Here is a 23,357-nt window from a genome sequence, read left to right as displayed (position 1 = left end):
GCTTCGACGCGTCTATTTACGCGCCGCGCAGGCGTACATGTTGATTTCCATGCCCACCGACACTTCCACAATCTTCGGAGTTTTCCAACTCATCAGGGTCCTCCCAAGCAGTGCTGACACGACGTCGTGCCGGGACGAAAACTAGGGTCACCGTGGACGGAGCGCAAGTACGGAAGGTCGAAGGCCGCGCTATGCGCACCATCTCCGAAGGAAGAAGTTCGCTCTTGGGCAAGCCTACTTCCCTCTTGGACAAACTGCCGATGAGGGCGCCGCATCGACGCATGCACCGCGAGGGTTCGTCCAATCACAGTTCGAACGACCTTCTATTATGCATCCGCGCTTGTCTGCCGAACCAGTATGGCGACCAGGGCCGATACGTATCTTCAGCAGTCCTTATCTGCCTCTGTGACCTTGTCGGCCTTGGCACCTTCAGCCTGCTGTGCCGCCGTCGGTTCGCCTTGCATCTGCCGCTGCGTATCTTGTGAAGATGCAGCAGTGTCTCCCGCCGCTCGATTCATTCTATCGGTCGGCGGATGTTGATCGGTGCTGCCAGCCATACCCGTTGTCTGGCTCTCGCCCATCTTGGCCGGTCCGGAGCCAGCATCCTTCAGGTTGGCCGCGCGTCCCGTCTCGCAAGGACCCGCAAGTGCTGCGCCGGTACTCAAGACCAGGATCGAGCAACCAGCAAGAATGAGCAGTTTCATTTTCATCTGTTTCTCCTTCCTTTTCTTGTGAAGCGCGCGCAACACGATGAGAGGCAACCGATCCATTGTCCGCAGGTTCCGGGTGGCTACGTGAATATCGACATGTTTAATCTGACATAAACTGACACGTGGGTTGCTGGTGAGGACAATCCGATGGAACCGATTCACCGAGGGTTGATCAGTTTTCTTTTTGCGCTGTGCTTTGCATCGCAGGTGTTTGCGCAGGAAAGGCAGCCTGGCCAAACCGCACCGAATGCGGAAACCGCCCTGCCCGCTGACGGGTCATCGCTGACCGGAAAGGAACGCCTGGGAAAAAAGTGGATGGACGAGCAACGGATCGACAATTGCAACGTGCCTATCGACAAGCGCGGCAGCAAGCCGCGATCCATGACCTGCCCGCATGTTCCGGCAGGATGATCAGCGACGACGATCAGCGCATCACCACATCGTCTGCCGCGCGCGCTCCGGCCATTCCCGATCGTATTTTTCGCCGCCGACGGTATTGTCGCTCATCTCGGCCAGGATCTGGCCGGGCGTCGGCAAGCTTCTCGGGTCGACGCGCTTGTCGGGATTCCAGAGATCGGAACGCACGATGGCGCGCGCGCACTGGAAATAAACCTCCTCGACCGTCATGACGATGACGGTGCGCGGCGCCTTACCCTCCATCTTGAACGACGTGAGCAGTTCCGGATCGGCGGAGACCTGTGCGCGGCCGTTGATGCGCAGCGTGCTGCCTGAGCCGGGGATGAGAAACAACAGCGCCACCCGCGGATCGCGCACGATATTGCGCAGCGAATCGCAACGGTTGTTGCCGCGGCGATCCGGCATCATCAGCGTTTTCTCATCGTGGATACGAACGAAGCCCGGCAGGTCGCCGCGTGGCGAGCAGTCCAGCCCTTCGGGTCCGCAGGTCGCGAGCGCTGCGAACGGCGATTTGTCCATCAACGCCCGATAGGCCGGCGTGATCCTGTCCGCGACTTTGACAGTCGAGGCATCGTTGGGAAAGCCGTAGATGGCCTCGAGCTGCTCGATGGTCGCGATAACAGTCATTTTAGCTCTCCCGTCGATCGTCCCATTTCTCGCCCTTGATGACGCGGACGAGCTGGCGGGCATGATATTCGGCGCTGCCGGTATTGACGATGGTGACATCGGGCGCGGCCGCCGCATCCTCCACCGTGCGACCCAGGCGGGCTTCGAGCCTGCCGTCGCTGCTCCGCTGCCGCATCGCCAGCCGTTCGGCCAGAACGTTTGGCGGGGCCGTGATGAAAACCACCACCACGTCGGCATAAGCGCGGCGCATCTCGCCAATCACGGTGCGCGATACGTTGGCAACGATGGTTCGCCCGGCGCGGATATCGTCGTCGATCACGCGCGACAGTGCGTAGCAATGACCGTGGGCTTCCCAATGCATGGCGTATTCGCCGCGCGCCAGCGCCTCCCGGAACGTTTCGGCGCTGACCTGTTGGTTTTCTTCCGACGCCGACGCCTCGCGCGTAATCACGCGGAGTGGAAACACAATTTTGCTGTCATCGGCGCAGGTGGCCTTGGCGAGGCCCAGCAGCGTGTCCTTGCCGGCACCGCTCGGACCGACCACCAGGATCAAACGGCCCGGCCCGATTGCGGCGGCCTGGTCTGGCGCTGCGGTTGTCAAGATTTCCGTCATGCCACGCGCCGCCCTTCCCGCCAGACGCTGCGCACCACCGGAACGTTACGGGCGACATGCACCCGGATCACATCGGCCCGCTTGCCGGCTGCGATCTCGCCACGGTCCGCAAGGCCCACGGCCTCGGCTGGTGTCTTGGTGACGGTGCGGACGGCGGAGGCCAGATCGATCGCTGGAACGTGCTGCGGCAACTGCAGGGCTGCCATCAAAAGGCTCGAAGGGATGTAGTCGGACGACAGGATGTCCAACAGTCCCTCACGGGCGAGATCGATGGCGGCGATGTTGCCGGAATGCGAGCCGCCGCGGACCACATTCGGTGCGCCCATCAGGATGCCGATGCCGGCCTGATGCAGGCCGCGCGCGGCTTCCATCGTGGTCGGAAATTCAGCGACGGAAACGCGATCCTGGATCGCATCGGCGACATTTTCCTCGGTCGTGTCGTCGTGGCTGGCGAGCGGAATTTCATATCGATGGGCAAGCGCCACGATTTCGCGCATGTTGGTCGCGGCATAGGCCTTCTGATAGGCAAAGCGCTTCTCGAACAGTACATCGAGTTCGGCGTCGGTCATGCCGCCGCCCTTGCCGCGGTAGTAATCGCGGAGCTTGACCTCGTCGCGGAACTGGCGCTGACCCGGCGTATGGTCCATCAGCGACATCAGCCGCACGTCCGGCCGGTCGATCAGCTCCTTGGCTTCCTCGACCACGCTGGGCATCGGAATTTCGCAGCGCAGATGCAGGAAGTGTTCTGCGCGCAGCAGGTTTGCTTCACGCGCCGCCGTGATCGCACCCGCGAGCACGCCTGCCCTGCCGTCAACGTCCTCGGCGCCGTCCTCGCGCCAGACCCGGAGCGAATCCAGAACCGTGGTGATGCCCGAGGTGGCCAACTGTCCGTCGTAGGAAACCACCGCCGCGATCGGATCCCAAAACACCTTTGGGCGCGGCACATAGTGCATTTCAAGATGGTCGGTGTGGAGCTCGATCAGGCCTGGCATGATCAGGTCGCCGCCGGCGTCCTCGCTGCCTGACGGCGCAGTGCCCTCGCCATATTCGGCGATGCGGCCATCTGCGAAAGCGACCCAGCCGTGCTCGATCACGCGATCGGCCAGTACGAGGCGGGCGTTGCCGAGTATGGTTTCGTGCTTCGAAGTCATCTTACATCTTCCTTCATGCCGCGGCGGCAAACGACGTCACGTCGACGATGCGGTCCGCGATCAGATGGCGAATTTCATCGTCATGGACGATCGCCACCATCGCGACGCGCTGTCGTTTCTTCTGTTCAATCAACTCAACGACTACAGCGCGATTGGCCGCGTCGAGCGAGGCGGTCGGTTCGTCCAGCAGCAGAATTGGCAGATCGGAAATGAAACCGCGCGCAATGTTGACGCGCTGCTGCTCGCCGCCGGAGAACGTCGATGGCGGCAGTGCCCACAGCCGCTCGGGAATGTTGAGGCGGCGCAGCAGCGCGCCCGCCTTCTCGCGGGCTTCCGCGCGTGCAATTCCGTTCGCGATCAGCGGCTCCGCCACCACATCGATGGAGGCGACCCGCGGCACCGCTCGCAAGAATTGGCTGACATAGCCGATGGTCGAACGGCGGACGCTGAGCACCTGCCGCGGTTCGGCCGCAGCAAGATCGATCACCGTGCCCTGATGTCGGATGCCGATCCGGCCGCCATCGCAGCGGTAATTGCCAAAGATCATTTTCAGGATCGAGGATTTGCCAGCGCCCGAGGGGCCCGACAGCACGACGCATTCGCCCGGCTCGACCTGAAACGAGACGCCGCGCACCACAGGCAGCTCGACGCCGCCCTGCAGATGCATGGTAAAGGTCTTTTCGGCGCTGGTGATGTCGATCATCGCAGTCATTCGCGTGCTCATGCCGGCAAAATCGAGGAAACGAGCAGTTGGGTATAGGGCTCGCGGGGGTCGTCGAGCACCTGGTCGGTCAGGCCGGTTTCGATGACGAGCCCACCCTTCATCACCATCACGCGGTGCGACAACAGCCGGGCCACAGCGAGGTCATGGGTGACGACGATTGCGGCAAGGCCGAGCTCGCTGACGAGATTGCGCATCAGATCGAGTAGCCGCGCCTGCACCGACACGTCGAGCCCGCCGGTCGGCTCGTCCATGAATACCAGCCGCGGCTCGGTGACCAGATTGCGCGCGATCTGCAACCGCTGCCGCATGCCGCCGGAATAGGTGCGCGGCGCGTCGTCGATGCGCGCGGTATCGATCTCGACCCGCTCCAGCCAGGACGAGGCGGTATCGCGGATGCGACCATAGTGATTCCAGCCCACCGCCATCAGCCGCTCGCCGACATTGGCGCCGGCCGAGACCGCCATCCGCAAGCCCTGCGCGGCGTCCTGGTGCACATAGCCCCAATCCGTACGGAACAAGAAACGGCGCTCGGCCTCGCCGAGGCCGGCCAGATCGCGCAACACGCCATCCCGCATCCGATATGACACCCGCCCGGCGCTCGGCGCGAGCTGCGCGGACAACAGTTGCAGCAGCGTGGACTTGCCCGAGCCGGACTCGCCGACGACAGCCAGCACCTCGCCAGGATAGAGCGCAAACGATACGTCGCGGCAGGCGGTCAACCGGCCATAGTTCTTGCCAACGTTTTCGGCGACCAGAAGCGGCTGGTCGTCTTGCATGGGGTCTTGCGGCTCAGCCATGCGCCCTCTCCTTGTGCGGCGCCGCGCTCTCGCTGCCGCGATGGCCGGCCAATCGGCGAGACTCGCAATAATCGGTATCCGAGCAGACGAACATCCGGCCGCCCTTGTCATCGGTGACGATCTCGTCGAGATAGGAATCGCCGGCGCCGCACAGCGCGCAAGGCGCGTTGAACCGATAGCGCGTGAACGGGTGATCCTCGAAGTCGAGCGATACCACGTCCGTGTGAGGCGGGATCGCGTAGATGCGCTTTTCGCGCCCTGCGCCGAACAGTTGCAGCGCCGGGCAATTGTCCATCTTCGGATTGTCGAATTTCGGCGTCGGCGACGGGTCCATCACATAGCGTGCATTCACCTTCACCGGATAGGCGTAGGACGTCGCGATATGGCCGAAGCGCGCAATGTCTTCATACAGCTTGACGTGCATCAGGCCATATTCTGCCAGCGCATGCATGCGCCGCGTCTCGGTCTCGCGCGGCTCCAGAAACCGCAGCGGCTCGGGGATCGGCACCTGATAAACCAGCACCTGCCCGGCATGCAGCGGCGCTTCGGGAATCCGGTGCCGGGTCTGGATCACGGTGGCGTCTGTCGTGGATGTGGTGGTCGCGACACCAGCGGTCTTGCCGAAGAATTTCCGGATCGAGATCGCGTTGGTGGTGTCGTCCGAACCCTGGTCGATCACCTTCAGCACATCCTGGGGTCCCAGGATCGCGGCCGTCACCTGCACGCCGCCGGTGCCCCAGCCATAGGGCATCGGCATCTCGCGGCTGGCGAACGGCACCTGATAGCCGGGAATCGCGATCGCCTTCAGAATCGCGCGGCGGATCATCCGCTTTGTTTGTTCGTCGAGATAGGCGAAATTGTAAGCCGGCGCGTTCATTCCGCGGCCTCCTGCATGTCCGGCGCCTCATTGGCCTCGGCGAACTCCTGGCGCAGCTTGCGCAACAGACCGAGCTCGGACTGAAAGTCGACGTAGTGCGGCAGCTTGAGATGCTCGACGAAGCCGGTCGCCTGAACGTTGTCCGAGTGCGACATCACGAATTCCTCGTCCTGGGCCGGAGCGATCACTTCCTCGCCCAGCTCGCGAGCGCGCAGGCTGCGATCGACCAACGCCATCGACATGGTCTTGCGCTCGCTTTGTCCGAAGGCCAGGCCATAGCCGCGCGTAAAACACGGCGCTTCGGTCGCCGATCCCTTGAACTGGTTGACCATCTGGCACTCGGTCAGCGCGATCGAGCCGAGCGGGACGGCAAAACCCGCATCCTCGGCGTAGAATTCCACCTCCACGTCGCCGAAGCGAATTTCGCCGGCAAAGGGGTGGTTGCGGCCATAGCCGCGCTGTGAGGAGTAGCCGAGCGCCAGCAGGAACCCCTCGTCGGCACGCGCAAGATTTTGCAGCCGCAGATCGCGGTCGGCGGGAAAACTCAGCGGCTCGCGCGTGAGATCGCCGACCGGCGCGTCGGCATCCGCTTCCGGCGAAGGTTCGATCAAGCCATCGCGACCAAGAATGTCGGTGACGCGCGGCGTTGCCTGCTGCGTTGCCTCCGACGTCGCCGGCCGCTCCGGCACAAAGCCGTCCGCAAGCTGCGGATCCAACAAGCGATGGGTATAATCGAAAGTCGGCCCCAGGATCTGGCCACCCGGAATATCCTTAAACGTCGAGGAGATGCGCCGGCGGACCTGCATCTCGCCGGTGTTGACCGGCTCGGTCGCACCAAAACGAGGCAGCGTGGCGCGGAAGGCGCGGACCAGGAAGATCGCTTCGATCAGGTCACCGCGCGCCTGCTTGATCGCAAGTGCCGCCAGCTCGCGGTCGTAGAGCGAGCCTTCGGTCATGACGCGGTCGACGCCGAGCGAGAGCTGTTCGGCAATTTGCGCCAGGGAGAGTTCGGGCACATCACGGTCGCCACGCCGCTCATGCGCCAGCAGGCGGTGGGCGTTCTCAATGGCGCGCTCGCCTCCTTTGACGGCTACATACATGGGCTACGCTCCGCTTGCGACCAGCCGCGTGGTTCGGGGGATCGCGACTATCAAATCGTCATGAACCAGCACGACATCGATGCCGCGCGGGAACAGGGCTTCGTTGATGGTGAGCCGCTGAAAGAGGTCGCGCGGCTGGAGCATCGCCTGCAGCAGCGCTGTACCTTCGATGCCTGGCCCCTTCATCTCGAAGGTGGGCCCCTGCGTCAGGCTCTCGGCCTGCAGGATCAGCGTCGTCGACTTGTCAGGATATTCGTTGCTGCCGAATGCGAAGCGATCGAGCGTCGGCAGGTTCTTGGCGTCGCCGACCAGGGCGAAGCTGGCGATCGATGAATCCGCGACCACCGGCGCACTGGCATGGAACTTGAGCCACTTCGCAACGTCAGGCGTGGCCGACATCGCGGCATCGAGCCAGATCGGCGTGTCGTGATCGAACAGCGTCAGCGCGATCGCGGCCGCGCCGCGCATCATCCCGGCCGGCGCGCCCACAGAAGCCGTGACCCGTTGCGCGCTCCCCGGACGCGCCATCGCATCCATCACGGAACGGAAGGTCGACTGCGCCGACAACACCTTGTCGGCAAACCCTGCGGGCAATTCTGCAACCGTCGTCATCGCATCACCCCTCGCCGCGCACCATGGTATAGAAATCGACCCGCGTCGCCGCAGCCTCGGCCGCCTTGCGGCTGCGATCGGCGATCATGGCCTCGCGCAACGGCCCGATCACCTTGGTCTCGACCTCACCCGAAAGCTCCATCGACTGCACCATGGCGTCGCATAGCGCGATCATCTGGGCCTTCTGCCGGTCGCGGCCGAGCACGTAGCCGAAGCCGATCTCGCCGGTGGCAAGACGCACCGCTGCGCGCGACACCGTGGCCTCGCCTAGGTTGAACGGCGCACCGTCGCCGCCGATGCGGCCGCGCACCATCACGAGGCCATTCTCAGGTTCGCGCAGATTCTCGTGTGCGGGTACCGCGATCGCCGCGAGATGGCCCGCAATGTCGCCAGCCTCGGAATGCGCCAGCACCGCCATCGCTGCCTTGCGCTGCGCTTCTCTGCTGTTCCGCCCGGTCAATCCCATGGGCAACCTTGCCTGAATGAAGTTGTCTATGATAATAGACAACTTGATAACGGAGCGCCATGACTGTTTCGTGACAAACGGATAATTTCTGGGTATCACCACGCCATGAGCCTGCAGGAGAGTTCCGGCGTCGCCTTGTGGCGGCAGGTTGCCGATGGTATCGAACGCGGCATTGCCGACGGCCGCTTTGCTGCGGGCGAAAAGCTGCCGGGCGAGATCGAGATCGCCGATACCTATCGGGTCAACCGCCATACCGTGCGGCGCGCCCTGGCTGCGCTTGCCGAACGCGGCCTGGTCCGCGCCGAACGCGGCAGCGGCACCTATGTCGAGGCTCAGCGCCTCGCCTATCCCTTGCGCTCGCGGACGCGATTTTCCGAAATCGTCGGCGCCGGCGGCCGCGAGCCTCGCGGCCAATTGATCGATGCCTCGGAAGAGCCCGCGACGCGCGAACTGGCCCGTGAGCTCGGACTGAAGACCGGCGCGCCGCTGGTCCGGATCGAATCGGTGCGGCTCGCCGACCGCACGCCGATCTGCATCAGCACCAGTTGGCTTTCCGCCGATCGCTTTCCGGGCGCCGGAGCGGTCTTCGCCAACGTACGCTCAATGACCAAACTGCTGGCGCATTACGGCGTTCGCGATTACCGCCGCGCCTCAACCCGCGTCACCGCAACCATCGTGGACGCCTCCGACGCCGCAAGGCTCGATCTCGCGCTCGGGCGTCCCGTTCTCGTGGTCGATAGTACCGATGTCGATACCGACGGCAAACCGTTGGTAACCAAACGCGCGCGCTTCGCCGCGGAGCGTGTCGAATTTCTGGTGGAGAACAGTTGATGCTTGTAGGGTGGGCAAAGCGATAGCGTGCCCACCATTCGGTGACGTGCTCTAGATGGTGGGCACGTCGCTAGCGAGCCCTTTGCCCACCCTACAGAAGCATCATGCGACGGCGCGGCGCCCGATGATCGCGAAGCGGAGTTTGCCGGAAATCCAGTCAATCGCGGAAACCGCGATGAGGATAAGCAGAATCAGAAACGATACCTTTTGCCATTCCAGCACCCGGATTTGTTCGGCAAGCTGAAGGCCGATTCCGCCGGCCCCGACGATTCCGATAATCGTCGCCGAGCGCGTATTCGATTCGAAGTAGTAAAGCACTTGGCTCAGCAGAATTGGAAAGACCTGCGGCAACAGCCCGAACCGGACGCTATGGAGATGGTTGCCGCCCGCCGATCGAACTCCCTCTGCGGGGTTCTTGTCGGCAGCCTCGATAGCTTCCGAGAATAGCTTTCCAAACGTCCCGAAATCGCTGCAGATGACCGCAAGGATACCTGCAAACGGACCCAATCCCACGACGCCGACCCAGATGAGCGCCCAGATCAAGATATCGACACCACGGATGGTGTCGAGGCTACGGCGTGAGAAGAAGTGGACGATCCGGTTCGCAACCACATTGCGTGCGGCCAGCAGGGCCACTGGCAATGCCAGCAGTGCTCCGCCCAGCGTACCGAGAAATGCGATCGACACCGTCTCGCCGAGCGCATTCAAATACTTCAATGCCTCCGCCCATGAACCAGGATCGGGCGGCAACATTAGCCGAAGGAATCCGCCTAGCCTGGCCAGTCCGTCAGAAAGCCGGTGAAACGGAATGTCTAGCTGGGCAATCCCGAACAGAAAAAGCGCGACAGCCGTGCCAAGGCCTATCGTGATCTTTGCCCTGCTCCACCAATCCGGGCGGAAATGGCTCGGATAGCGTTCAACGATTGCGGCCTGAGCGTCGGAGCTGAACGATTTCATGCGCCGGTGCCCTCTAGCCCAAGAAGGCGATGGCGCACGCGCTCTGTAATGAAATCGAACAGCATGACCGTGACGATGATGAGCAAGAGGATGGCGCTAACGTCACTGTAGTAAAACTTACGCACGGCTTCGATCAAATCCTGCCCGATCCCGCCGGCCCCGACGAAGCCCATCACCGCCGCGCCGCGCACGTTGATCTCGAACCTCAGCAGGGCATAGCTTACGAAATTCGAAAGAACCTGAGGCACCGCGCCGAACCGGACAATCTGAATCCAGCTACCTCCGCTCGCCGCCACCCCCTCGACCGGCTTGTTATCGATATTCTCGACAACCTCGGCGAACTGCTTGCCGAGCGCGCCAGTGGTATGGATCGCGATGGCAAGAACACCCGGCAGCGGCCCGAGGCCGAACGCCAGTACAAAAATCAAGGCAAAGACGATATCTGGGACGGTGCGGCAAAACTCGAGCAAGCGCCGCGTAACAAAAACGATCGTTCGCGACCTGACGAGATTGGCCGATGCCAGAAAGCAGAGAACGAAACCGCATATAGCTCCCGAAAGGGTTCCCATATACGCAATCAGCAGGGTATCTCCGAGAAGCAGCGTCCAGCGAGGCAAGCCCCAAAGCCATTCCGAGAGATCATTCCAAGCAGACGAGAACGAAAACGTGGGAGCTATGCTGGCGAAATAGGCCGGGAAGCGCCAGAAATTCTCGGCAAACTTCCAAAGATCGACGTCGCCCATCCAGCCGGCGGCAAGCGCCGCGGCGATCAGGACCGCCGAACCCAACCATATACGCCGTCGCTTGGCGGCAACTGCAGCCGCATAGCGATCGGCCAGCTCACGCAGCCTGGCTTCCGGGAATTCGGGGACTGCTGTTCGCATGGAATTTTCTGAAGAGACAATGGGCGGACCTCACGATCCGCCCCAATCGTCTGGAAACGTCGTTCCGTTCAGGACTTCTGCTTGCGCAAGCTGTCGACAAACTTGGTCAGATCGATCACGGCCTCATAGGCTTTGTGGTCAACCTCGACGAAAGGCAGTTGCTTCCCTTCGTAAATCTTGTCGAAAGTGGCCTTGTCCTTCACCGCAATTTCCAGCACTGCCTTCTTGATCGCCGCCTTGAGGTCGGCAGGCAGGCTACCGAGATATGCCATCGGCGAATTCACAATCTGTTCGGACTTCAGGATGATCCTGAAATCGGCGGCCTTCGCCATGCCCTTGCGTTCCATCCGCAGCAGGTTCGATTCTTTTTCGTCATTCCACCAGTTGAACGCCGCATCGCAGGTACCTTGGGCAAGCCCGATCACCGCGTTTTCATGGCTTCCCGAATAAACCACCTTGGAAAAGAACTTCTCCGGGTCGATGCCCATCTTGTCCATCGCGAAACGCGGCACGTTGTTGCCTGACGTTGAATTGGGGTCGACAAGGCAGAGATTCTTGCCTTTCAGGTCCTTGATGTCCTTGTAGCCCGAGTCGCTTTTGACATAGAGGACCGAGTAATAGCCCTTGGTGCCGTCGCCATTGACTTCGATCGCGAACGGCTCGACCTTGGCGCCAATAATGTAGGCGCGGGCATAAGACGCCGGACCGTACATCGCGATGTGGATGTTGCCGGCCCGCTGGCCTTCGATCACGGCGGCGTAGTCGTTGGCGATCCGCAGCGTCACCTTCGTGCCGAGCTCGCGGGACAGATACTCCGCCAAAGGCGTCCAACGGTTGGTCGTGCCCGAAGCATTCTCATCGGGGACCTTTGCGAACACCAGTTCGGGATATTTCGCTTTCCAGTCCTGGGCCGATGCGGGGGAAGCTGAGAATACCAATCCCGCCGCAGCGGCGAGAATAATAAGACGATTGAACATGACGTCTCCTGTTTTTGCAGCAATGTAGCTTGCGGATTTCAATCCCGCGCAGCTCTTGATTTTTGGACCGCAACACTCAGGCCGCGGCGACCGTACCGAGCGCGGGAACCGCCGAACCGACTGGCGCAAGCGCCGGCGTCGCATCCATCACCTCATTCGCCTCAAGATCGTAGAGCTCACGCGCGATGCGATCTGTCAGCGCCACCGGCGCGCCGTCGAACACTATCCGCCCCGACGCCATGCCGATCAGACGGTCACAGTAGCTTCGCGCCAGATCGAGCGAGTGCAGATTGCAGACTACGGTAATCCCGAAATGCTTGTTGATGCGCAGCAAGGCATCCATGACCACACGGGTGTTGCGAGGATCGAGCGAAGCAATTGGCTCGTCGGCAAGTATGATGTCTGGCTCCTGTACCAGCGCACGCGCAATCGCGACGCGCTGCTGCTGACCGCCGGAGAGCTGGTCGGCGCGTTGGGCGGCAATAGACGCCATATCGAACTGTTCGAGCGCCGACATCGCTATTGCCTTGTCACGTTCGGGCCAAAGCTGAGCGAGGGAACGCCATGACGGTACCGCAGCCAACCGCCCCATCAATACGTTGGTGAGAACGTCGAGCCGGCCGACCAGATTGAACTGCTGGAAGATCATCGCCGAGCGCGCGCGCCATTGCCGCAAATCCTTGCCGCGCAGCGCGGTCACGTCGACGCCCTCGAACAGGATGCGCCCCTCGGAAGGCTCGGCGAGGCGGTTGATCATGCGAAGCAGCGTCGACTTGCCGGCCCCGGAGCGGCCGATCACGCCGACGAAGCTGCCCGGCTGAATCGAGAATGACGCGTTATCCACCGCGGCCTTGGTGCCGAACCGACACGTCAAACCTTCAACCACCAGCATGCAATGCTCCAGAGTCCCGATCGTGGAGCATCGCTAGCGGCTCGATCTTACAATTGTGTGACACGCACGCTGCGGTGCGGCGTTCGTCCACAGCAGCGGGCGTCATGTGTCCGTCATGATCCTGTCATCAAGCGCATCGAAGACGAGCGGGTGCCCCTTTATCCCGATTGTAGATGGACGTACGCGATGGCCGGCAAGATGCTTTCCACTGATCCATTGGTCGATCCCACCGCGTCAGTGCGCGACTGCCAGCTTGGTGCCTATACCGAAGTGGGCGCCCGAACGATCCTGCTCGAGGTCACGATGGCAAATTATTCGTATGTCGTGAACGACTCGCAGATCACCTATACGACGATCGGGAAATTCTGTTCGATCGCGGCGATGACGCGCATCAACCCGGGCAATCATCCGATGCACCGGGCCTCGCAGGCGCATTTCACCTACCGCGCCTCCAGCTACTTTTCGGGCGAGAGCGACGATGCCGAGTTTTTTGCGTGGCGCCGCAAGCATCACGTCCATATCGGCCATGACGTCTGGATCGGCCACGGCGCGGTTATTCTGCCTGGCCGCTCGATCGGCACCGGCGCAGTGGTCGCGGCCGGCGCCATCGTGACCAAGGATGTCCCCGCCTATACGATCGTTGCAGGCAATCCGGCACGGCCGATCAAGCGGCGTTTTACGGAATCCATTGCGGAGCGGCTTGCGGAACTCGCGTGGTGGGATTGGGACCATGAGACGCTGCGCCGCGCGCTGCCCGATTTCCGCAAGCTCGATGTAGAGGGCTTTCTCGAAAAGTACGAAGCCGCCGCAGCAGCTACTCGCCGTCCATTCAGCCAGAGTGCCGCATCGTGACCGAACTGTTCATCGAAGGTGGCCGGGCGCTGCTCGGCCACGAGATCGTCGAAACCTCATTGCGGATCGCTGGCCGCGAGATCGCAGCCGTAGGTGCGGACAGCAACCACCGCGTCGGCGGCGTCAATGCCGATGGCCTCCTGATATTGCCGGGCATTGTCGATCTGCATGGCGATGCCTTCGAGCGGCAGATGATGCCGCGCCCCGGGGTCGATTTTCCGATCGATGTGGCGCTTGTCGACAGTGACCGGCAGGCGATCAGCAACGGGATCACGACCGTCTATCATGCCACGACCTGGTCGTGGGAGCCTGGCTTGCGCAGCGCCGACAATGCCAGGCGCTTGCTGGAGGCGATCGAGCAGATGCGGCCGCAACTCGCCGCCGACACCCGCTTCCATCTGCGGCACGAGACCTACAATCTCGACGCGGAAAGCGAAATCATCGGCTGGCTGTCGGAAGGACGCGTCGACCTGTTCGCCTTCAACGACCATATGGACTCGACGGTCGCCAGCCTCGCCAAGCCGCAAAAGCGCAGCCGAATGGTCGAGCGCACAGGGCTCAGCGATGAGGCATTCGATCGCCTGGTGGAACGTGTAGTCTGCCGCGGCCACTACGTGCCGGCTTCGATCGCCCGGCTGGCGCAGGCAGCGCGCGCGGCAAACGTCCGGATGCTCTCGCATGACGACGAGAGCCCGGCGATGCGGCAGGCCTTCCGTGCGCAGGGCGTTGCGATCGCCGAATTCCCGGTCAACGAGGAAACTGCACGCGATGCTGCCGAAGCCGGCGACTTCATCGTGTTTGGCGCGCCCAATGTCGTCCGCGGCGGCAGCCATACCGGCTGGACCATGGCCTCCGACATGATCGCCAAGGGCCTCTGTTCGGTGCTTGCGTCGGACTATTATTATCCGGCGCCGCTATTGGCGGCATTTCGGCTTGCGGCCGATGGCGTTCTGTCGCTGGCCGCGGCATGGCAATTGATCTCGGTGGCACCGGCGCGCGCCGCCGGCCTCGCCGATCGCGGCGCGCTCGACGCGGGGCAGCGCGCCGACATCCTTCTCGTCGATGACACGGTGCCATTGCGCCCGCGCATCGTCGCCGTCATTGCCGCGGGGCGTCTCGTATATCTGACGGAGGCGAACCGTCTCGTCCATTCGTCCGCCGCATCACGCAAGGCGGTTGCAGCCGCGTGAGGCGGCCCTATTCTGGCGCAATGGCAAATTACCCCCGTTACGCAATCTATTATACCGCCACGCCTGACAGCGCGCTCGACCGGTTCGGCGCCTCGCTGCTCGGCTACGATGCCCATAGCGGCGAAGACCTGCCCTTTCCGGACGGTCTCCCGTTGGACTGGCGCGAGCTGACTCGCGATCCGCGCAAATACGGCTTTCACGCTACGCTGAAGGCGCCGATAGCGCTGGCCGACGGCAAGGCCGAGGCGCAGCTTGCTGCGGCATGCGAATTGTTCGCCGATCTGGCTCGGCCAGTGCCCGTGATCCAACCGGTCGTCGATTCGATCAGCGGTTTCATTGCGGTCATTCCCGCCGAACCGTTGGCAGATCTCGACCTGCTTGCCGCCCAGGCGACCAGGGCATTCGATTCGTTCCGTGCTCCACTCAGCGCGGAAGATCGCGCGCGGCGAAGTCCGGAGGCGCTGACGCCACGGCAGCGCGACTATCTCGACAGCTGGGGCTACCCTTACGTCTTCGAAGAATTTCGCTTCCACATGACGCTGACGGGACGGCTTCCCGCCGAACGGCGCGAGCCGATTGTGGCAATGCTTCGCAGCAGGTTTTCAACAACCGGCATCGGCCCGCTCGCGATCGATGCCATCGCCTTGTGTCGTCAGGACAATGCAAATTCGCGGTTTCGGGTCATCGGCCGCTGGCAATTGCGCGGCTGACGCCCATACCGCTCATTCCGCCAGCGCCTCTTTCCGCGTTCTCAGAATTGCCGGCGAAAGCATTGCCAGCAACAAGGCGGCGACGACTGCAAGGATGACCGCGCTGATCGGCCGCGACAGAAAGACGGTGAAATCGCCGTCAGCGATCAACATCGCGCGCCGGAAGTTTTCTTCCAATTGCGGACCAAGCACGAGGCCAAGCAGCAGCGGCGCCGGCTCGACGCCGACCTTGATGAAGAAATAGCCGATCAAGGCGCAGCCCATCATCAGCCAGACATTGAACAGGCTGTTGGCGATCCCGTAAGTGCCGATGCAGCAGAACAGCACGATGGCGGGAAACAGCAGCCGATACGGAATTTTTAGCATCGAGACCCACAGGCCGATGAGCGGCAGGTTGATGATCAGCAGCATCAGGTTGCCGACCCACATGCTGGCGATGACGCCCCAGACGAGCTTGGGTTGCTCGGTCATGATCTGCGGGCCGGGCTGGATGCCCTGCATCATCAGCGCGCCGATCATCAGCGCCATCAGGGCGTTGGCGGGAATGCCGAGCGTCAAGAGCGGAATGAAGCTGGTCTGGGCGCCGGCGTTGTTGGCGGCCTCCGGACCGGCAACGCCCTCGATGGCGCCCTTGCCGAAGCGGGAGGGATCGCGGGCGAGCTTCTTCTCCAGCGCGTAGGAGGAGAACGGCGGAAGCGCAGCACCACCGCCGGGCAACACCCCCAGCACGGAGCCCAGCGCCGTGCCGCGCACCACGGCCGGAAAAGCCGCCCGCAAGTCTTCCCAACTCGGGATCAGGCTGCGGATCGACTGGCTGACGACGCGGCGCTCGGCGGGTCTCTCCAGATTGGCGATGATTTCACCCAGCCCGAACAGGCCCATCGCGATCGGCACGAAATCAAGACCATCCGATAGAGCGGCGATGCCGAAGGTCATGCGCGCGACGCCCGAGGAGACATCGATCCCGACGAGGCCAAGCAAGAGTCCCAGCAGCACCATTGCCAGCGATTTGGCGACCGAACCATGCGCGAGCACGACCGCGGCAATCAGGCCGAGCACGAGGAGACTGAAATATTCGACCGCGGTAAATTTGAGCGCCAGCACCGACAACGGCACGCTGAGTACCGCGATCACGATCGTCGCCATTGTGCCGGCAAAGAACGAGGCAATCGCGGCAATGGCCAGCGCGGTTCCGGCCTTGCCCTGCTTGGCCATCTCGTGACCGTCGATACAGGTGACGACCGACGACGTCTCGCCCGGCACATTGACCAGGATGGCGGTGGTCGAGCCGCCATATTGCGCGCCGTAGAAGATGCCGGCCAGCATGATCATGGCGCTCGCAGGCGACAGGCCGAAGGTGAAGGGCAACAGCAACGCCACCGTGGGAATCGGACCGATGCCGGGCAGCACGCCGATCGCGGTCCCAATGACCACGCCGATCAGGCAGAACAACAAATTGTTGAGTTGAAGGGCCGTCGAAAAACCCATCAGCAGATTGTCAAACAGTTCCATATGCGTCTGCCTGCGAAGCGTGCCGCCCTAGCGGGGCCAGATCGGGATCGGCAAGCCCAGCAACTTGACGAACAGAAGAACGGCGGCGCCCGAAAGCACGACTGCAAACGCCACGGTCTCGACAACCCGGCCTTCTCGCGTGGCGAAGCTGGCGAGCATCACGGCGGCGACGGAGGCGATCGCGAGGCCCAACCGCTCCGCCGTCAGCGCGAAAACGCCGACAGAAGTCAGGATCGCCAGCAGTGGCCGCAACTGAACGGGCGCGATGCCGCGACCCGCGCGCCAGAGCCCGCGTCCGCTGAAGAAAAGGCCGAACGCCATCAGCGCGAGTGCGACGACGCGGGGCATGTAGCCCGGCCCCATATCGGCGGCGTGGCCGACCGTCAGATTGCGCGTGGCGACGAGCGTACCCGTCGCCACCGCCACGAGGAACAGGCCAAACAGCAGGTCCTGCAGGTCGATCCGGTAACGCGTCATCGACCCGCCCTTAGCTGCCCTTGATGCCGGCCTCGCGAATGATCGTGCCCCAGCGCGTCGTCGCATCCTTGAGCCAGTTGCGGAATTCCTCCGGCGATTGGGCGCGCACCACGCCACCCTGCTCGGCGATCTTCTGCTGAACCTCGGGCAGCTCCAGGATCTTGCGGATTTCGGCGTTCAATCGCGCGACCATGGCGGGCGGCGTGCCACCGGTGGTCAGGATGCCCTGCCAGGTCCCGGCGTCGCCGCCGGGCAGGCCGGCCTCCTTGAAGGTCGGCAGATCGGGAGCCGAGGCAATACGCTGCTCGCCGGTGACGGCAAGTCCGACAAGCTGCTTGTTTGTCACAAAGGGCATCGTCGCCGCAGCGCCGTTGATGATCACGCCGCTCTCCCCGGACACCACGGCGCGCGAGGCGGCCGCCCCGCCCTTGTAGGGAACGTTCTTCCACTGAATTCCCAATTCCTTCGCCATCACCACGGCGGTGATATGATTGGCACCGCCGACGCCGGAATTGGCAACGGTGAGCTTGTTCGGATTGGCCTTGGCGTATTCGATCAGTTCCTTGGACGTCTTCGCCGGGACCGATTCATGGACGGCCAGGACGTAGGGGCCGAACATCACCATGGAAATGGGCGCAAGGTCCTTCTGAACGTCGAAAGTAAGATCGGAAAACAGGCTGGGCGCCGTCGCCAGCGATCCGACATCCATCAGCAACAGGGTGTGGCCGTCGGGCTGCGCCTTGGCGACAGCGTCGGCCCCGAGATTGCCCGCTGCGCCCGGCTTGTTCTCGACCACGACCGACTGACCGATGGCGGCGGATAGTTTTGGGCTGATCAGGCGCGCCAAAATGTCCGAGGTGCCGCCGGGAGCGAACGGCACGATCAGCCGCACGGGCCGCTCAAAATTCTGAGCGCTGGCTCCGCTTGGCGCCAAGGCGCACACCGCAAGGACAGCGGCGGCAATCGCCCGGGCGAGAGATGGCATAGACATCGGTCGTTCCTCCGTTTCAAAGCGCAATTCAGCGCGATCCCGCCTTTTCACCGGCAGGCTGCAGACCTTCGAGGCAGCGTTGGGAAGGAATGATAGGTCATGGATAGGGTGGCCTATGAACTAGTCTGCGGATAGGTCGATACCTTTTTTGGATGGATCGGCCGCGCTTCAGCCGGTAGAAGTCGGACATCCGGCCGGTCACCGGCCCTTCGTCTCAGGTTGAAAATACAGATTTCATGTTTGAGCTGAGCCAGTTGCGCTGCTTTGTTGCAGTTGCGGAAGAACTGCATTTCGGGCGCGCGGCACAGCGGCTGAACATGACGCAGCCGCCGCTCAGCCGCCAGATCCAGATTCTCGAACGCGTCCTCGATGTGACGCTGCTGGAGCGCAGCAACCGGGCCGTCCGGCTGACGCCGGCAGGGCAGCGTTTTCTGATCGATGCGCGGCATCTCCTCAAGCTCGCGGAAAGCGCGGCCGTGCTGGCCCGGCGGATGGCAAGCGGCAAGGCGGGATCGATCAATATCGGCTTCACGGCTACATCCGCCTACAGCTACGTGCCGGCGCTGGTCGCGGCCTGCCGGCGTGAACTTCCCGATATCGAGATATCGCTGAAGGAAATGGTCTCCAGCGACCAGCTCAAGCGGCTCGATTCCGGCGAGATCGATATCGGCCTGCTCCGCCCGCCGATACCGCGCGGTGGTCTTGACGCCTTCCGCGTGACAGCGGAGCCGCTGGTCGCGGCACTGCCGAGCGACCATCCGCAGGCTCAGGCGGACGAGTTACGTCTGGAGGATCTCGCAAGCGAGCCCTTCATCATGTACGAGCCCTATGAAGCCCGCTATTTCCACGATCTTCTGGTCGAGCTGTTCTCACGCGCAAATCTAGTGCCGAACTACGCGCAGCATCTTGCGCAGATCCATTCGATCCTTGCCATGGTGCATTCGGGTGTCGGCGTGGCGTTAGTCCCCGAGACCGCGGCGAATCTGCGCTTCAGCGGCGTCGTGCTGCGGCCCGTCCTGATGCCGTGGCAGCGCCCGGCCGAATTGTTCTTTGTCCGGCGCGGCGACAATGACAATCCGCTTCTCCCCGTCATTGCCGGCATTGCCCGAGACCTTGCCGGCCAACCCGGCTCGATGCAATCAATGGATCGATCGATACAGTGATTGGGTCTCCGTCCGTGGGCATCTTGCATTAATCCTTCGGCGTAAGCCGCTGAAGGATCAGAGCATGAGCAGGATGACCCCCAAGGAGATGGCCAGCCGGATCGGCGATGGCCTGCTGTCGTTCCCCGTCACGCCATTTGGGCCCGACAACACGTTCAACGAGACTCGCTACCGCTCCAATCTCGACTGGCTGTGCGGGTATGAGGTGGCGGGTCTGTTTGCCGCCGGCGGCACCGGCGAATTCTTCTCGCTGAGCCCGGCGGAGGTCGCAAAGGTCGTGGCAACGGCTGTGGACGAGACCAAGGGACGCGTGCCGGTGCTCGCCGGGATCGGCCATGGCACCGCGATGGCGATGCAACTTGCCATTGGGGTCGAGGCGGCCGGCGCCGACGGCTTGCTGCTGCTACCACCCTATCTGGTCTTTTCGGAACAGGAAGGACTGGCCGCCCATATCGAAGCGGTGTGCAACGCGACCAAGCTCGGTGTCATCGTCTACAACCGCGATAATGCGATCGTGAACGAGGATACGCTCGAGAAACTGTGCCAGCGCTGCCCCAATCTGGTCGGCTACAAGGACGGCATCGGCGACATCGAGCTGATGACCCGCATCCACCTGCGCATGGGCGACCGGCTGACCTATATCGGCGGATTGCCGACGGCCGAGACTTTTGCACTGCCTTATCTGGAAATGGGCGTAACCACTTATTCCTCCGCGGTATTCAACTTCGTCCCGGAGTTCTCGACCAAGTTCTACGCGGCCGTGCGCCGCCGCGACCGCGAGACGGTGCAGGCGGGGCTGCGCGATTTCATCCTGCCCCTGATCGCGATCCGCAATCGCAAACGCGGCTATGCCGTCTCGATCATCAAGGCGGGGATGAAGGTGATCGGCCGTGATAGCGGTCATGTCCGTTCACCACTGACGGACCTGACGCCCGCCGAGACCGAAGAAGTGGCGGCACTCGTCGCGCGTCTCAAGACCAGCGAGTTCGCGAAGCGGGAGCTCGCGGCCGCGTAGCCGCAGCGCCCTATCGTCGCTGGTTGTAGACGTCCAGGCAGACCGCGCCGAGCAGCACCAGGCCCTTGATCACCTGCTGGTAGTCGATGCCGATGCCGAGGATGGACATGCCGTTGTTCATGACGCCCATGATCATGGCGCCGATCACGGCGCCGCCGACCTTGCCGACGCCGCCATAGGCTGACGCGCCTCCGATGAAACAGGCGGCGATGACGTCGAGCTCGAAGCCGGCGCCGGCCTTCGGCGTCGCCGTATTGAGCCGCGCGGCGAACACGAGGCCGGCGAGAGCCGCCAGTACGCCCATATTGACGAAGGTCAGAAACGTCAGCCGTTCGGTCTTGATGCCGGACAGGCTGGCGGCCCTGGCGTTGCCGCCGATGGCATAGATGTGGCGGCCGATCACGGTGCGGGTGGTGACGAAGCCATAGAGCGCGATCAGCGCCGTCATGATCACCAGCACATTGGGAAGGCCGCGATGCGAGGCGATCAGGCCGGCGAAGAACACGATCACGGCGAACAGCACCGCGCTCTTGGCGACGAAGAAACCAAACGGCTCGACCTCGATGCCGTGCGAGGCCTGCCGCGCCCGGCCCTTGGCGCTGGTATAGACAAGGGCCACCGCCAATGCCGCACCGATCAACAGCGAGGTCGGATAAAGCGTGCCGGCGCCTGGAAACAGTTCCGGGATGAAGCCCGAGGACAGTTTCTGGAAAGTCGGCGGAAATGGCCCGACCGACTGACCCGCCAGGATGGCAAGCGCAAGCCCCTTGAACACCAGCATGCCGGCCAGCGTCACGATAAAGGACGGGATCTTGAAATAGGCAACCCAGTAGCCTTGCGCGGCGCCGATCAGGGCGCCCACCAGCAGGCAGGCGATGAAGGCCAGCGGATAGGCAACGTGATAGCGCACCATCAGCACGGCTGCGACGGCGCCGACAAAGCCCGCGACCGAGCCCACCGACAGGTCGATGTGGCCGGTGACGATGATCAGCAGCATGCCGAGCGCCATGATCACGATGTAGCTGTTCTGCAGGACCAGATTGGTCAGGTTCAGCGGCTGCAGCAGCGTACCGTCGGTCATGACCTGGAAAAACAACATGATCGCAAACAGCGACAGGAGCATGCCGTAGTTGCGCAAATTGTTCTTGATGAATCCAGCGTGCCCGGGCAGCGCAACCGTCTTGTCGGTCATGGCCGCAAATCTCCCTGAAGTACCTTCTTGTGCATTTCCTTGTTGCGCATGATGGCGCGCATGATCCTTTCCTGGGTGGCTTCCGCAGCGCCGAATTCTCCGACCAAAGCGCCGTCATTCATCACGCAGATACGGTCGCAGACGCCGAGCAGCTCCGGCATTTCCGACGAGATCATCACCACGCCCTTGCCAGCCTCGGCAAGCTCGTTGATGATACAATAGATTTCGTATTTTGCCCCGACATCGATGCCGCGCGTAGGCTCGTCGAGGATTAATACTTTCGGATCGGTCATCAGCCATTTCGACAACACCACCTTCTGCTGATTGCCGCCGGAGAGCTGCCCGGTCTCCTGATAGACGTCGGAACAGCGAATCCGCATTCGGTTGCGGTATTCGCTCGCGACACGCAGCTCGGCCATGTCATCGATCCTGCCCTGGCGCGCCACGCGGCTCAGGCTCGCCAGCGTGATGTTCTTGCGGACGTCGGCATCCAGGATCAGGCCGAGCTCCTTGCGATCCTCGGTGACGTAAGCAAGGCCGGCGTCGATCGCCGCAGCCACACTCGTCAGGTTGACCTCCCTTCCGTCGAGCCAGATACGCCCGCTGATCCGCTCGCCCCAGGCTCGGCCGAACAGGCTCATGGCGAACTCGGTACGGCCGGCGCCCATCAGCCCGGCGATCCCGACCACCTCGCCGCGCCGGACTTCGAAATCGACGCCCTTGATAACCCTGCGGTCCCTGTGCAGCGGGTGATGCACCGTCCAGTCCTGCACCGCGAAGACCGGTGCGCCGATGGTTGCGGTGCGTTGCGGAAAGCGATGCGCCAGGTCGCGGTTGACCATGCTGCGGATGACCCGGTCCTCTTCCACGGGCTCAGCCCGGCAATCGATGCTGTCGACAGTGCGGCCGTCGCGCAGCACCGTGATCCGGTCGGCGACGCGGGCGACCTCCGATAATTTGTGCGAGATCAGGATCGAGGCGATGCCCTGGGCGCGGAAGGCAAGCAGACGGTCCAGCAACGCAGCGCTGTCATTCTCGTTCAGGCTGGCGGTCGGCTCGTCGAGGATCAGCAATCGCACCCTCTTGGATAGCGCCTTGGCGATCTCCACCAGTTGCTGCTTACCGACGCCGAGGTCCGTCACCAGCGTATCGGGCATCTCCGTGAGGCCGACCTGGGCCAGCAGTTCCTGGGTGCGGCGGTAAACCGTGTCGCGGTCGATCACGCCGAGGCGAGATGGCGGATGCGACAGGAAGATGTTCTCCGCGATCGACATCAGCGGAATCAGCGCCAGCTCCTGATGGATGATGATGATGCCGAGAGCCTCGGAATCATTGACGTCGCGAAAGCGCCGCTCCTCGCCGTCGAATATGATGCTGCCTTCGTAATCGCCGTGGGGATAAACGCCGCTGAGGACCTTCATCAGGGTCGACTTGCCGGCGCCATTCTCGCCGACCAGCGCATGGATCTGCCCCGCCTCCACCGTGAAGTTGACGTCGCGCAGGGCCTGCACGCCGGCAAAGCTCTTGCTTACGCCGCGCATTTCGAGAATTGCGGTCATCGCACCATCGCGTCCTTATCTGCGGTCGGTACAGGCAGGTGGCGGCGCCGGCAATGACCGA

At 62.8% G+C, this 23,357-nt stretch carries 27 protein-coding genes; 7 read left to right on the top strand and 20 right to left on the bottom strand.

Going from position 1 to position 23,357, the window contains the following annotated elements; all coding sequences use genetic code 11:
• Positions 1-12: 12 nt before the first annotated feature.
• The gene (gene pqqA, locus KJQ96_RS03715) at positions 13-93 is read right to left on the bottom strand and encodes a pyrroloquinoline quinone precursor peptide PqqA (RefSeq protein ID WP_035728097.1); all 81 of its coding nucleotides are present in this window, start codon (positions 91-93) and stop codon (positions 13-15) included.
• A gap of 290 nt (positions 94-383) precedes the next feature.
• Positions 384-710: a hypothetical protein gene (locus KJQ96_RS03710; protein ID WP_213285348.1), complete on the bottom strand. Its 327-nt coding sequence runs from the start codon at positions 708-710 to the stop codon at positions 384-386.
• A gap of 147 nt (positions 711-857) precedes the next feature.
• On the opposite strand from KJQ96_RS03710, the gene KJQ96_RS03705 reads away from it, so the two are divergent.
• On the top strand, positions 858-1,121 hold the full coding sequence (locus KJQ96_RS03705) for a hypothetical protein (RefSeq protein WP_213285524.1): 264 nt from the start codon (positions 858-860) through the stop codon (positions 1,119-1,121).
• 21 nt (positions 1,122-1,142) lie between these two features.
• Here the strand turns inward: KJQ96_RS03705 and KJQ96_RS03700 are convergent, their stop codons facing one another.
• The 9 genes from KJQ96_RS03700 to phnG are packed head-to-tail and all read right to left on the bottom strand — an operon-like array spanning position 1,143 to position 8,094.
• Positions 1,143-1,754, bottom strand: coding sequence for a pyridoxamine 5'-phosphate oxidase family protein (locus KJQ96_RS03700; protein WP_213285347.1), 612 nt, complete (start codon positions 1,752-1,754; stop codon positions 1,143-1,145).
• A gap of 1 nt (position 1,755) precedes the next feature.
• Positions 1,756-2,367 (bottom strand): phosphonate metabolism protein/1,5-bisphosphokinase (PRPP-forming) PhnN, encoded by a 612-nt coding sequence (gene phnN / locus KJQ96_RS03695; RefSeq protein ID WP_213285346.1) that lies wholly within the window; start codon positions 2,365-2,367, stop codon positions 1,756-1,758.
• Positions 2,364-3,518 (bottom strand): alpha-D-ribose 1-methylphosphonate 5-triphosphate diphosphatase, encoded by a 1,155-nt coding sequence (locus KJQ96_RS03690; RefSeq protein ID WP_213285345.1) that lies wholly within the window; start codon positions 3,516-3,518, stop codon positions 2,364-2,366. Before KJQ96_RS03690 ends, phnN begins: the two co-directional genes overlap by 4 nt.
• Before the next feature lie 13 nt (positions 3,519-3,531).
• Positions 3,532-4,230, bottom strand: coding sequence for a phosphonate C-P lyase system protein PhnL (gene phnL / locus KJQ96_RS03685; protein ID WP_213285344.1), 699 nt, complete (start codon positions 4,228-4,230; stop codon positions 3,532-3,534).
• A gap of 8 nt (positions 4,231-4,238) precedes the next feature.
• Positions 4,239-5,039: a phosphonate C-P lyase system protein PhnK gene (gene phnK / locus KJQ96_RS03680; protein WP_213285343.1), complete on the bottom strand. Its 801-nt coding sequence runs from the start codon at positions 5,037-5,039 to the stop codon at positions 4,239-4,241.
• Positions 5,032-5,916 (bottom strand): alpha-D-ribose 1-methylphosphonate 5-phosphate C-P-lyase PhnJ, encoded by an 885-nt coding sequence (locus tag KJQ96_RS03675; protein ID WP_213285342.1) that lies wholly within the window; start codon positions 5,914-5,916, stop codon positions 5,032-5,034. The genes phnK and KJQ96_RS03675 overlap by 8 nt, the downstream gene beginning before the upstream one ends.
• Positions 5,913-7,016 (bottom strand): carbon-phosphorus lyase complex subunit PhnI, encoded by a 1,104-nt coding sequence (locus tag KJQ96_RS03670; protein WP_213285341.1) that lies wholly within the window; start codon positions 7,014-7,016, stop codon positions 5,913-5,915. The genes KJQ96_RS03675 and KJQ96_RS03670 overlap by 4 nt, the downstream gene beginning before the upstream one ends.
• 3 nt (positions 7,017-7,019) lie before the next feature.
• Complete coding sequence (gene phnH / locus KJQ96_RS03665) at positions 7,020-7,628, bottom strand: phosphonate C-P lyase system protein PhnH (protein WP_213285340.1); 609 nt, start codon at positions 7,626-7,628, stop codon at positions 7,020-7,022.
• Between the two features lie 4 nt (positions 7,629-7,632).
• On the bottom strand, positions 7,633-8,094 hold the full coding sequence (gene phnG / locus KJQ96_RS03660) for a phosphonate C-P lyase system protein PhnG (protein ID WP_213285339.1): 462 nt from the start codon (positions 8,092-8,094) through the stop codon (positions 7,633-7,635).
• Between the two features lie 105 nt (positions 8,095-8,199).
• Here phnG and phnF point away from each other — a divergent pair, with 105 nt between their 5' ends.
• Positions 8,200-8,925 (top strand): phosphonate metabolism transcriptional regulator PhnF, encoded by a 726-nt coding sequence (gene phnF / locus KJQ96_RS03655; protein WP_213285338.1) that lies wholly within the window; start codon positions 8,200-8,202, stop codon positions 8,923-8,925.
• 102 nt (positions 8,926-9,027) lie between these two features.
• On the opposite strand, the gene phnE (KJQ96_RS03650) is transcribed toward phnF, so the two are convergent.
• The 4 genes from phnE (KJQ96_RS03650) to phnC all read right to left on the bottom strand — a co-directional run bounded on the left by phnE (KJQ96_RS03650) (position 9,028) and on the right by phnC (position 12,635).
• The gene (gene phnE, locus KJQ96_RS03650; protein WP_213285337.1) at positions 9,028-9,882 is read right to left on the bottom strand and encodes a phosphonate ABC transporter, permease protein PhnE; all 855 of its coding nucleotides are present in this window, start codon (positions 9,880-9,882) and stop codon (positions 9,028-9,030) included.
• On the bottom strand, positions 9,879-10,766 hold the full coding sequence (phnE, locus tag KJQ96_RS03645) for a phosphonate ABC transporter, permease protein PhnE (protein WP_213285336.1): 888 nt from the start codon (positions 10,764-10,766) through the stop codon (positions 9,879-9,881). The genes phnE (KJQ96_RS03650) and phnE (KJQ96_RS03645) overlap by 4 nt, the downstream gene beginning before the upstream one ends.
• Before the next feature lie 68 nt (positions 10,767-10,834).
• Positions 10,835-11,743, bottom strand: coding sequence for a phosphonate ABC transporter substrate-binding protein (phnD, locus tag KJQ96_RS03640; RefSeq protein ID WP_213285335.1), 909 nt, complete (start codon positions 11,741-11,743; stop codon positions 10,835-10,837).
• Positions 11,744-11,819: 76 nt separating this feature from the next.
• Positions 11,820-12,635 carry a phosphonate ABC transporter ATP-binding protein gene (gene phnC / locus KJQ96_RS03635; protein ID WP_213285334.1) on the bottom strand — a complete coding sequence of 272 codons (816 nt, stop codon included), beginning with the start codon at positions 12,633-12,635 and terminating at the stop codon, positions 11,820-11,822.
• 186 nt (positions 12,636-12,821) lie between these two features.
• Between phnC and KJQ96_RS03630 the strand changes: the two genes are divergently transcribed.
• Genes KJQ96_RS03630 through KJQ96_RS03620 form a run of 3 tightly spaced genes read left to right on the top strand, consistent with a single transcriptional unit; the run spans position 12,822 to position 15,387 of the window.
• Complete coding sequence (locus KJQ96_RS03630) at positions 12,822-13,487, top strand: DapH/DapD/GlmU-related protein (RefSeq protein ID WP_213285505.1); 666 nt, start codon at positions 12,822-12,824, stop codon at positions 13,485-13,487.
• Positions 13,484-14,677 (top strand): alpha-D-ribose 1-methylphosphonate 5-triphosphate diphosphatase, encoded by a 1,194-nt coding sequence (locus KJQ96_RS03625; protein WP_213285333.1) that lies wholly within the window; start codon positions 13,484-13,486, stop codon positions 14,675-14,677. The genes KJQ96_RS03630 and KJQ96_RS03625 overlap by 4 nt, the downstream gene beginning before the upstream one ends.
• A 20-nt stretch (positions 14,678-14,697) precedes the next feature.
• Positions 14,698-15,387 (top strand): DUF1045 domain-containing protein, encoded by a 690-nt coding sequence (locus KJQ96_RS03620; RefSeq protein ID WP_213285332.1) that lies wholly within the window; start codon positions 14,698-14,700, stop codon positions 15,385-15,387.
• Between the two features lie 12 nt (positions 15,388-15,399).
• On the opposite strand, the gene KJQ96_RS03615 is transcribed toward KJQ96_RS03620, so the two are convergent.
• Genes KJQ96_RS03615 through KJQ96_RS03605 form a run of 3 tightly spaced genes read right to left on the bottom strand, consistent with a single transcriptional unit; the run spans position 15,400 to position 18,367 of the window.
• A complete protein-coding gene (locus KJQ96_RS03615; RefSeq protein WP_213285331.1) occupies positions 15,400-16,899 on the bottom strand; it encodes a tripartite tricarboxylate transporter permease in 1,500 nt (499 codons plus the stop codon).
• A 27-nt stretch (positions 16,900-16,926) separates the two neighbouring features.
• On the bottom strand, positions 16,927-17,376 hold the full coding sequence (locus KJQ96_RS03610) for a tripartite tricarboxylate transporter TctB family protein (protein WP_213285330.1): 450 nt from the start codon (positions 17,374-17,376) through the stop codon (positions 16,927-16,929).
• 10 nt (positions 17,377-17,386) lie between these two features.
• Positions 17,387-18,367, bottom strand: coding sequence for a tripartite tricarboxylate transporter substrate binding protein (locus tag KJQ96_RS03605; RefSeq protein WP_213285329.1), 981 nt, complete (start codon positions 18,365-18,367; stop codon positions 17,387-17,389).
• 236 nt (positions 18,368-18,603) lie between these two features.
• Between KJQ96_RS03605 and KJQ96_RS03600 the strand changes: the two genes are divergently transcribed.
• Both KJQ96_RS03600 and kdgD read left to right on the top strand, forming a co-directional pair.
• The gene (locus tag KJQ96_RS03600) at positions 18,604-19,530 is read left to right on the top strand and encodes a LysR family transcriptional regulator (protein WP_213285328.1); all 927 of its coding nucleotides are present in this window, start codon (positions 18,604-18,606) and stop codon (positions 19,528-19,530) included.
• 64 nt (positions 19,531-19,594) lie between these two features.
• The gene (kdgD, locus tag KJQ96_RS03595; protein WP_213285327.1) at positions 19,595-20,545 is read left to right on the top strand and encodes a 5-dehydro-4-deoxyglucarate dehydratase; all 951 of its coding nucleotides are present in this window, start codon (positions 19,595-19,597) and stop codon (positions 20,543-20,545) included.
• Between the two features lie 10 nt (positions 20,546-20,555).
• Here kdgD and mmsB read toward each other — a convergent pair whose 3' ends face one another.
• The gene (gene mmsB, locus KJQ96_RS03590) at positions 20,556-21,737 is read right to left on the bottom strand and encodes a multiple monosaccharide ABC transporter permease (protein ID WP_213285326.1); all 1,182 of its coding nucleotides are present in this window, start codon (positions 21,735-21,737) and stop codon (positions 20,556-20,558) included.
• Positions 21,734-23,296, bottom strand: coding sequence for a multiple monosaccharide ABC transporter ATP-binding protein (mmsA, locus tag KJQ96_RS03585; RefSeq protein ID WP_213285325.1), 1,563 nt, complete (start codon positions 23,294-23,296; stop codon positions 21,734-21,736). Before mmsA ends, mmsB begins: the two co-directional genes overlap by 4 nt.
• Positions 23,297-23,357 lie beyond the last annotated feature (61 nt).

The organism is Bradyrhizobium sp. sGM-13, from assembly GCF_018398875.1.
GTDB lineage: Bacteria > Pseudomonadota > Alphaproteobacteria > Rhizobiales > Xanthobacteraceae > Bradyrhizobium.
The sequence above is the reverse complement of the archived record's forward strand: the minus strand, read 5'-3'. Positions and strand labels throughout refer to the sequence as shown.